This is a genomic window from Actinomadura sp. 7K534 (genome assembly GCF_004348575.1).
In the GTDB taxonomy this organism is placed as follows: domain Bacteria; phylum Actinomycetota; class Actinomycetes; order Streptosporangiales; family Streptosporangiaceae; genus Spirillospora; species Spirillospora livida.
In genome coordinates this window covers 1-9,655 of record NZ_SMKB01000257.1, presented here as the reverse complement: position 1 = coordinate 9,655, position 9,655 = coordinate 1, and the positions used below count along the sequence as shown (strand labels likewise).

Annotated in this window: 8 protein-coding genes; 5 read left to right on the top strand and 3 right to left on the bottom strand. The window is 69.8% G+C overall.

Going from position 1 to position 9,655, the window contains the following annotated elements; all coding sequences use genetic code 11:
* Window positions 1–221: 221 nt before the first annotated feature.
* Together E1266_RS31670 and E1266_RS31665 are read left to right on the top strand one after the other, a co-directional pair.
* Window positions 222–1,418, top strand: coding sequence for a MarP family serine protease (locus tag E1266_RS31670; protein WP_207946031.1), 1,197 nt, complete (start codon window positions 222–224; stop codon window positions 1,416–1,418).
* Between the two features lie 124 nt (window positions 1,419–1,542).
* Window positions 1,543–1,896 (top strand): DUF309 domain-containing protein, encoded by a 354-nt coding sequence (locus E1266_RS31665; RefSeq protein WP_243719125.1) that lies wholly within the window; start codon window positions 1,543–1,545, stop codon window positions 1,894–1,896.
* 81 nt (window positions 1,897–1,977) lie between these two features.
* Here E1266_RS31665 and E1266_RS31660 read toward each other — a convergent pair whose 3' ends face one another.
* From E1266_RS31660 to acs, 3 genes are all read right to left on the bottom strand, one after another.
* Window positions 1,978–2,901, bottom strand: coding sequence for an alpha/beta hydrolase (locus E1266_RS31660; protein ID WP_132053338.1), 924 nt, complete (start codon window positions 2,899–2,901; stop codon window positions 1,978–1,980).
* Between the two features lie 9 nt (window positions 2,902–2,910).
* Window positions 2,911–3,342: a phage holin family protein gene (locus tag E1266_RS31655; protein ID WP_132053336.1), complete on the bottom strand. Its 432-nt coding sequence runs from the start codon at window positions 3,340–3,342 to the stop codon at window positions 2,911–2,913.
* 395 nt (window positions 3,343–3,737) lie between these two features.
* Window positions 3,738–5,705: an acetate--CoA ligase gene (gene acs / locus E1266_RS31645; protein ID WP_132053332.1), complete on the bottom strand. Its 1,968-nt coding sequence runs from the start codon at window positions 5,703–5,705 to the stop codon at window positions 3,738–3,740.
* 232 nt (window positions 5,706–5,937) lie between these two features.
* On the opposite strand from acs, the gene E1266_RS31640 reads away from it, so the two are divergent.
* The 3 genes from E1266_RS31640 to ssd all read left to right on the top strand — a co-directional run bounded on the left by E1266_RS31640 (window position 5,938) and on the right by ssd (window position 9,589).
* A complete protein-coding gene (locus E1266_RS31640) occupies window positions 5,938–6,729 on the top strand; it encodes an oxidoreductase (protein ID WP_132053330.1) in 792 nt (263 codons plus the stop codon).
* 10 nt (window positions 6,730–6,739) lie between these two features.
* A complete protein-coding gene (locus tag E1266_RS31635) occupies window positions 6,740–7,357 on the top strand; it encodes a pentapeptide repeat-containing protein (RefSeq protein ID WP_132053328.1) in 618 nt (205 codons plus the stop codon).
* A 1,155-nt stretch (window positions 7,358–8,512) separates the two neighbouring features.
* On the top strand, window positions 8,513–9,589 hold the full coding sequence (gene ssd, locus E1266_RS31630; RefSeq protein ID WP_132053326.1) for a septum site-determining protein Ssd: 1,077 nt from the start codon (window positions 8,513–8,515) through the stop codon (window positions 9,587–9,589).
* Window positions 9,590–9,655: the final 66 nt, after the last annotated feature.

Sequence of the window (9,655 nt, the reverse complement as noted above, 5' to 3'; positions counted from 1 at the left end):
GCCTCGTACCAGTCGAGGATCGGGGCGGTGTAGGCGGAGTTCGGTTTCATGGCGCGTCGCCATTGTGGCACGCGGCGGGTCGTCCCCTCGTTCCGGATCGGCGATTGCATACTTAACGTATGGGGGCGGGCCCGGGGTCACACTCCGCGGCTACCCGCCGCACCCTAATCTGGTACATCGAGGGGACGTTATCCGGGTGTGCGGCACTATACGGTTGAGCGGTGCTGCACGACCACGTTCTTGACCTGATCCTTCTCGTGCTCGTCGTGCTGTTCGGAGTCTCGGGCTACCGGCAGGGCTTCATCGTGAGCCTGCTGAGCTTCATCGGCTTCGTCGGCGGCGGCGTCGCCGGGGTGCTGATCGCCCCGCCGATCGCGGAGGCCGCGGTGGACGGCGCCGCGCAGCAGGCCCTCCTCGCCATCGTGATCGCCTTCCTGTCCGCGACCTTCGGGCAGCTGGCCGCGTCCTCTCTCGGCGCCGTGCTCCGCAACCGGGTGACCGGGCTGAACGCGCGCACGGCCGACGCGGTCGGCGGCACCTTCGTCAGCGCGCTGTCGCTGCTCATCGTCGCGTGGTTCTTCGGGACGCTGGTCGCCAACTCCGAGTTCAAGCCCGTCCGGACGCAGGTCAAGGGCTCCACGGTCATCGGCGCGATCGACGACGTGATGCCCGAGCGGGCGCAGACGTGGTTCACCTCGTTCCAGGGGTTCGTGAAGAGCAGCGAGTTCCCGCAGGTGTTCAACGGCCTCGGCGGCGAGTCGGTGGTGCAGGTGCCGCCGCCGGACGAGTCGGTGCTGAACAACCCGGCGGTCAAGACCGCCCGCGCCAGCATCGTGAAGGTCGTCAGCACGGCGCCGCAGTGCCAGCGCCGGATCGAGGGCACGGGCTTCGTGTTCGCGCCGCAGCACATCATGACCAACGCGCACGTCGTCGCGGGCGCGCGCGGCCCGTCCAGCGTGGCGACCGTGAACGGCGAGACGGGCCGGGGACGGGTCGTGCTGTACGACCCCAAGCGCGACATCGCCGTCCTGTACGTGCCGGGGCTGAAGGCGCCCGCGCTGAAGTTCGCCGACGAGGCCCGGGTCCGCGACAGCGCGATCATCGCCGGGTTCCCGAAGAACCAGCCGTTCACCGTGGACGCCGCCCGCATCCGCGCCAGGCAGACCGCCCGCGGCCCGGACATCTACCACACCGGCCAGGTCAGCCGTGAGATCTACGCCATCCGCGGCAAGGTCGAGCCGGGGAACTCCGGGGGGCCGCTGCTGACCACGGACGGTCGCGTCTACGGCGTCATCTTCGCCGCGGCGCTCGACAGCCCGACCACTGGTTACGCCCTCACCGCGGAGGAGGTCGCGCCAGACGTGCGTGCAGGGCGGAACGCAACCCAGCCGGTGTCCACGCAGAGGTGCTCCGACTGAGGAGGACGGCCCCGCGTACGGTGGAGGCATGCGGGATCGGGATGAGTCCGGGCGCCCACGCAACGCACGGCCACGCGACGCGTATGGACGTCCTCTGCCTCACGGCACATCAGGCATACCCACGATGCCGGAGGACCTCGACATGCCGCCCGCGGAGGCGCTGGTCGAGGCACAACGCCTCCTGGACGCCGACCGTCCGTTCCATGCACACGAGGTACTGGAAGCGGTCTGGAAGGCGTCCCCCGAGCCCGAACGCGAACTCTGGCGAGGCTTGGCGCAGGTCGCCGTAGGGATAACCCACCTGCGAAGGGGAAACACACGCGGCGCCGAAGCGCTCCTCAGCCGCGCCGCCGAACGCTTGGTCCCGTACGAGACCGCCTCTCCGCACGGCATCGACGTCCAGGGAGTCATCCACCGCGCCCGAGACCTGGCCGCCCACCCCGAGACCGGCCCGATAACCCTCCACCTCACCAAGTGACCCCGGCCACGCACCGGGAACGGTCGCGTAGCCAGCCGCCGCAAGGCGAGCGCAGCGGGCCGTTACCGCAAGAAATACAGCTCAGTGCTCGGGTTCGGGGTCGGCGAGCCAGCCGAGAAGCTGCGCGTCGAACGCCCGGGGACGTTCCTGGTGCGGGAAGTGCCCCGCCCCTTCGATGAGCTTCCATCGGTAGGGGGCCGCCACGTATCGGCCGGATCCCTGGGCACTCGCCGGGAGGGCGCACGTGTCGAGAGCGCCGTGCAACTGGAGCGTGGGCACCTGGATGGGGGCGCGCATACGGTGCGCGTAGCGGATGCCGTCCGGGCGGACCAGCGAGCGGATGAGCCAGCGGTGGTACTCCAGCGCGCTGTGCGCGGCCCCTGGAATCTGCACGGCCTTCCTGACGAGCTGCTCTGTGCGTTCGTCCGGCCAGCCTGGGGCGGACCAGTCGTGCAGGAGCTGCCCCACAAGCGCGGCGTCATCGCGGACAAGGCGCCGTTCAGGCCACAGCGGCACCTGGAAACCGAACGTGTGGCGCGTCGCCCATCCCTGGCCGCGGGGGTCGGTGGCTATGGCCTGCCGTAGGCGCAGTGGGTGCGGGGCGCTGACCACTGCCAGCCGCTGGACCACCTTCGGGTGGTAGACGCCCATCGTCCAGGCCAGCAGGCCGCCCCAGTCGTGTCCGACGACGACCGCGTTGGCCTCCCCCAGGGCGCGGATGAGCCCCGCGGCGTCCCCGGCCAGCGTGACGAGGTCGTAGCCGCGCGGCGGCTTGTCGCTGCCGCCGTATCCGCGCAGGTCCACCGCCGCCGCGCGGTAGCCCGCCGCGGGCAGCGACACGAGCTGGTTGTGCCACGACCACCAGAACTCCGGGAAACCGTGCAGCAGCAGGACGAGCGGCCCCTCACCGGCCTCGGCGACGTGGAACCGCGTCCCGCCGGCGCTGACCTGCCGGTGGGTCCACGGTCCGTCGACCTCGATCGGTGAAGTGTCGTTCCCGGCCATGGCGATCGTTCAGGCCGTCAGTTCGGGGGTGTCGGAGTCGCCGCGGCGCCGCAGGGCCGCGAAGTCGTCCTTGAGGGTCTTGCGGGTGCGCTTCGCCCCTTCGATCTTCTTGATGAACCGCCTCGCGATCAGCATCAGGAGCCCCGCGAGGACCACGTACACGCCCGCGACGATGAGGAACGCGGCCCAGTGCCAGATCCCGAGCCCCACCAGGCCGTACGCGAGCGAGATCGACAGCAGGATGACGACGATGCCGCCCATGACCGCGGCGATCGTGAACATCACGCTGCTGATCGCGGCCTTCTTGGCGTCGGCCTTCAGTTCCATCTTGGCCAGGTCCATCTCGGCCCTGACCAGGTTGGAGACGTTCTTCGACGCCATCGCGACCAGGGCACCGACGGACTTGTCCTCGATGCGCTCGCCCGGTTGAGCCTCCGACATATCGCTTTCTCCTTAGCCCCGTGTGCGCGCGGGCGCACCCTTCTCCGGAAGACGACGGCGGCGGCCGCCGAAGCGAGAACGCTCGCGATCAGGACCGCAGTCGTCACTCTCTCGAATTGTGACGGGTCGGTATAGGCCAAACCGCCGATCAGCAGCGAAACGGTGGAACCCGCCCCACTTGGGGACCACGACATCCCTGACCGCACGCCCGGGTGCGGGTGCTAAGAACCTACCGATCATCGGTCACATGAGCACACTGAGGTCCATATGGTGCTGGAAACCGTCCCAAGAAGGACGTGCGGCGGACATACCGGGTGACATGCCGGCGGCCCGCGCCCGGTCTCGTTCACCGGTCGCGGGCCGCCTCGCGGGTCAGTCCTGCGTCTTCGCCGTGGTCAGTCGTCCGACTTCGCGGCCGGCAGCTTCTCGGAGATCAGGTCCATGACCGTGCTGTCGGCCAGCGTGGTCACGTCGCCGATGCTGCGGTTCTCCGCGACGTCCCGCAGCAGCCGCCGCATGATCTTGCCGGAGCGGGTCTTGGGCAGCTCCGGGACCATCATGATCTGCCGCGGCTTGGCGATCGGGCCGAGCACCTTCGCGACGTGGTCGCGCAGCTCCTTCAGGAACTCCTCGCCCTCGACGTCGCCGTCGGCGTCGCCGCGCGGGATGACGAACGCGACGATCGCCTGCCCGGTGACCGGGTCGGTCGCGCCCACCACGGCCGCCTCGGCGACCTTCGGGTGCGCGACCAGGGCCGACTCCACCTCCGTGGTGGAGATGTTGTGCCCGGACACGAGCATGACGTCGTCCACGCGGCCGAGCAGCCACATGTCGCCGTCCGCGTCCTTCTTGGCGCCGTCCCCGGCGAAGTACAGGCCCTCGAAACGCGACCAGTACGTCTTGATGTAGCGCTCGTCATCGCCCCAGATCGTCCGGAGCATCCCCGGCCACGGCTCCTTGACGACCATGAAACCGCCGCCGCCGTTCGGCACCGGCTGCCCCTGGTCGTCCACCACGTCCGCGGCGATCCCCGGCAGCGGGCGCATCGCCGCGCCCGGCTTGCCCTCCGTCACGCCCGGCAGCGGGCTGATCATGATGGCGCCGGTCTCGGTCTGCCACCACGTGTCCACGACCGGGGTCCGGTCACCGCCGATGTGCTTGCGATACCAGACGTATGCCTCGGGGTTGATCGGCTCACCGACCGACCCCAGTACGCGCAGGGACGACAGGTCGTACTGGGCGGGGATGTCGTCTCCCCACTTCATGAACGTCCGGATCGCCGTGGGCGCGGTGTAGAAGATGGAGACCTTGTACTTCTGGATGACGTCCCACCAGCGACCCCTGTGGGGGGTGTCCGGGGTTCCCTCGTAGATGACGCTCGTCGCGCCGTTGGCGAGCGGCCCGTACACGATGTAGGAGTGCCCGGTGACCCAGCCGATGTCGGCCGAGCACCAGTAGACGTCCTTCTCCGGCTTGAGGTCGAACACCGCCCAGTGGGTGTACGCGCACTGCGTCAGGTACCCGCCCGTGGTGTGCAGGATGCCCTTGGGCTTACCCGTCGTCCCCGACGTGTACAGGATGTAGAGCGGGTGCTCCGCGTCCATGGGCTCGGGGGTGTGCTGGTCGCTCTGCCTGTCGACGACGTCACTCCACCACAGGTCGCGGTCGTGCTCCGTCACCTGCTCGCCCGTGCGGCGCACCACGAGGACGTGCTCGATCGTCGGCGTCTGCGCGACGGCCTCGTCCACGATCCCCTTGAGGTCGGACGGCTTGCCGCGCCGGAACCCGCCGTCCGCGGTGATGACGAGCTTGGCCTGCGCGTCGTCGATGCGGGTGCGGAGCGCCTCGGACGAGAACCCGCCGAACACGACGGAGTGGGTCGCGCCGATGCGCGCGCACGCGAGCATCGAGATGGGCAGCTCCGGGATCATCGGCAGGTAGATCGCGACCCGGTCGCCCTTGCGGACGCCCAGCTCCAGCAGCGCGTTCGCGGTCTTGTTCACCTCGCGCTGGAGGTCGGCGTAGGTGAGGGTGCGGGAATCGCCGGGTTCGCCCTCCCAGTGGTAGGCGACCTTCGCGCCGTGGCCCGCCTCCACGTGGCGGTCAACGCAGTTGTAGGCGACGTTCAGCTCGCCGCCCACGAACCACTTCGCGAACGGCGGGTTACTCCAGTCCAGGACTTGGTCCCAGCGCTTCGTCCAGGTGAGCCTGTCCGCCTGCTCCGCCCAGAAGCCCAGGTTGTCCTCCGCCGCCTGCTCGTACGCCTCGGCCTTGACGTTGGCCGACTCGGCGAGCTCTGCGGGCGGGGAGAAGCGCCGTGTCTCCTGCAGCAGGTTCGACAGTGTTTCTTGGCTCTGGCTCAACGCGCACTCCTTGCTAGCTGAAGCGGGGGTCGCCCGGCATCCCCACTTCACCAGGAAGGTCCCCGGTCCCACAAGGCCACCCTTCCGGATGGCGGAGAACAGCGTGACCGGCGGACGGTGTTGACGGATGCCCACTACACCACTTCCCAGGCTGTCCCTCCGGAATCGCCGTTCAGTTCCCTGGCCGTGGGGCCTTGCATGGGCGTGGTGGGGGACCGCATAAAGTCGGGCCGTGACCGATGCCCTTGCTGATGTAGCGAACCTGCCCGGCGTCTCCGACGCCGTCGACGACGCGCGTCGTGCCGTGGACCGGCTGCTCGGCCACCGCATCCTGCGGCGGCGCAGCGCGGAGGTGTCCACGGAGTCCGCACTGCGCGGCGCCAGGGCCTCGGCCGTCCTGGACGGCGGCTCGGTCACGCTCGACGAGCTGCGCACCACCGAGAACCCGTCCGACCCCGCCGTCCAAGGGGCGCTGCGCGTGTCGGCGGAGCTGGGGACGCTGACGGACACCTGGCGCAGGGCGCCCCGGCAGGCCCTCGCACGGCTCCACGTCCTCGCGGCGGCGGACGCGGTGGACAGTGCCGATCTCGGACGTCCTCGCTCAGCCGACGGGACCGTGAAGGACGTTCTCGGCCTTGGCGAGGCACCGCCGCCGTCCGAAGTGGCATTGCGCCTGGACGCGCTGAGCGGGCTGCTGACGGAACCGACGAAGGCACCGGCGTTGGTGGTCGGCGCCATCGTGCACGGCGAACTGCTCACTTTGCGTCCGTTCGGCTGGGGAGACGGGGTCGTCGCTCGTGCCGCGCAGAGACTCACCTACGTCGCCCGTGGTCTGGACCCCAAATCCTTGGTCGCCCCAGAGGTCGGGCACCTCGAACTCGCCGACGGTTATGCCGAGGCACTCCGGGCCTACTCGTCCGGCACTTCCGAGGGCGTGGCCCAGTGGATCGGACATTGCGCGGAGGCGGTGGCAGCGGCGGCACGGGATTCGCAGGCCATCTGCGAAGCGCTCATGCGCGGCTGAGGACCGCGGTATGGCGGATCGGACGCACGGCCGGCCGGCGGCGCCCACCGAGACGACCATCTCGTCGGTGAACTGGGATTCGCGTGACCTGACGGGCGAGGAACACACAAGTGTTCTGTTCGTGGACGTTGACATGACCGAGGCCAGTGGGGCGGGTGCGGCCTTCACCGATTGCACGTTCCGCGGTGTGCGGTTCAACGCGTCCACTCATACGGATGCCGCGTTCCTGAACTGCACGTTCGTACGGTGCGGTTTCTTTGACGCGACCTTCAGCGGATGCAAGCTCGTTGGCAGTCTGTTCGACCGCTGTACGTACGACCTGTTGAAGGTGGAGGGCGGCGACTGGTCGTTCACGGGTCTTCCAGGTGCCGACCTACGCCGCGCTTCGTTCACCGATGTGCGGATGCGCGAAGCCGACCTCACCGGAGCGCGGTGCGCGGGGGCCTCGATTCGCGGTGTTGATCTGTCGGGTTCGTCACTCCACAGGGCCGACTTCTCCGGCTGCGACCTACGGGGGAGCGACATCTCGGGGATGGATCCGCTCACCGTCGAACTGAGGCGCGCCGTGATCGACCCGTACCAGGCCGTCATCCTGGCCAGGGCCCTGGGGGTTGAGGTCCGCGACTAGGGCGGGCCTGGGAAGTGCCGTGGATTCGCCGATGGCACAAAGCGAACGGCGCTCTCAGCAGAGCGCCGCCGCCAGTCACGTCACACCGGGTTACCAAGCGTGCACCTGTATTCGTCGGAGCGGGTCAAGCCCGTCTCGACGCGCCTCCCGCGGCTGATCGCGCGTGGGTGCCCGGCTGCCGTGCTCGGACACTTGGTCCGTATGACCTGTCTACGCCTCATTTAGCCTGCTGACAAGCCCCCCATTCGTAAATCCCGGCCCGCTCCCCACTTGCGCGCCGGACGGGACACCCGTTGCCTTGTGGGGTCAACTCGGGATGTAACCCGCCATTCCGGACTATCCGTAACCACCTCTCGGGTCGAGAATTTGATCACGCACCGTGATCACTTCCATTTGGCGGCCGGATCCGCGATGTGGCCGGAAAGATCTTTAGTTCTCCTGTACGCTCCCACTCCCGTCCCGATGCACTCGCCGTGCTCGCGGGAACGGGGCCCTCTGTCAAGGCAGCGGCGTCTTGCGGGTACGGTCTGGAGGGGAACGTCCCAGCCTGGTGAGAAAAATCGTCACCAAACGAGGCGCGATTGATCTCGACGGAACTCCCAAGCGTTGGGCAGCATATGTTGTAACTGCCTAGACTGGAGTCAGTAAGTTTGCCTCTGCTATAGAGCGAGCTTGCGTACGGCTTACGCCGAACTCCCCGAGACTTTCCTGGGAAAGCGGGCCGGCTCTACCCCCCCGGAGCCGGACCGTCAGGCGACCCCCGCTCTCCCCCCCGGCGGGGGTCGCCCAGCGTCAGCGGCCGGGGCGGTGGCGAAACCCCCCTTGCCACCGCCCCGCCGCCGACCGAGACCCGACACCGGGCCGCACACCGCGTCCTCCTCCGCCCTGTACGCCAACGCGTCGCAGGCGCATGGACGCCCGACCGCCGCACCGACACGCCCGCCCTGCCCGGCCGACCTCTCCGGGATCGCAGGCCCGCTCGCCGAACTGCGGCATGGTGACCACGCCCGGCGCCACAACGGCCCCGGCGCCACAGCGGACTCCGCGCCACAGCGGGCCCCACGCCCGCCGAAGTTATCCACAGCTCGCGGAACGTCTTCCATGCCGTCACGCAGCGTCGCAAGGTGGTGTCTCCGAACGTCGAAGGAGCCACCGATGAATCTCGCGGCACTGATCGTGACGGGCGACCCCGCCCTCGCCGACGGCCTGCTCCGGCTGGCGGCCGCCGCCGACGCACACGCCGAGGTCGCTTACGGCGCCGACGAGGCCAGGGCCGCCTGGACGTGGCCGTCCCTCATCCTCGTGGGCGCCGACTCGGCCCAGGACGTGGCGTCCGCCGGCCTCCAGCGCCGCCCGGGCGTCGTCCTCGTCACCGGCGACGCCACGTCCGACGCGTACCGGCTGGCAGTCGAGGCCGGCGCCCAGGACGTCGCCCTTCTCCCCGACCACGAGGACTGGCTGATCAACGCGTTCGCCGCCGCCGGCGAACCCGAGAGCGGCTGGGCCACCACGCTCTGCGTGGTCGGCTCCCGGGGCGGTGCCGGAGCCAGCGTGCTCGCCGCCGCACTCGGTCTGGCCGCCGCGGGGCAGGGCCTGCGCACCCTCCTCGTGGACGCCGACCCGTACGGCGGCGGCGTCGACCTGATGCTCGGGCTGGAGGAGCATGAGGGCGTCCGCTGGCATGACCTCGCCGAGCGGCGGGGCAGGCTGAGCACCGCGACGCTGCGGGAGACGCTGCCGCGGTCAGGCGACCTGTCCGTCCTGTCATGGAGGCGCGGGGAACCGGTGCCGGTCTCCGACGACGCGGTCAGCTCCCTGTTCGACGCCGCCGTCCGCGGCTTCGACCTCGTCGTGGTGGACGTACCCCGCTACCCGGGCGACGTGGGCCGCGCGGCACTGCGGTCGGCCGACACCACGCTCCTGCTCGTCCCCGCCGAGGTCCGCGCGACGGTCGCGGCCGACGGCCTCGCCGTGACCCTCCGCCGCGACACCGCCGACGTCCGCCTGGTCGTCCAAGGCCCGGCCCCCGGCGGCCTGACCGCCGACGCCGTCACCCGGGCACTGGACCTGCCCTCCGCCGGCACATTCGAACGCGACCGCCGCCTCCCCGCCGCCATAGACGAAGGCGACCTGGCCCGAGCCTGCCGCCGAGGCCCACTCACCGAGTTCTGCTCCACCATCCTCGCCGACCTGGCCCTACAGCCCTACGCCTACCGAGAAGAAGCCGCCTAACCCCAAAGCACGGCAGGGCTGCTCCTTGACACACGGCGCCCCCTCCCCGCCCGGCGAGGCCAACTG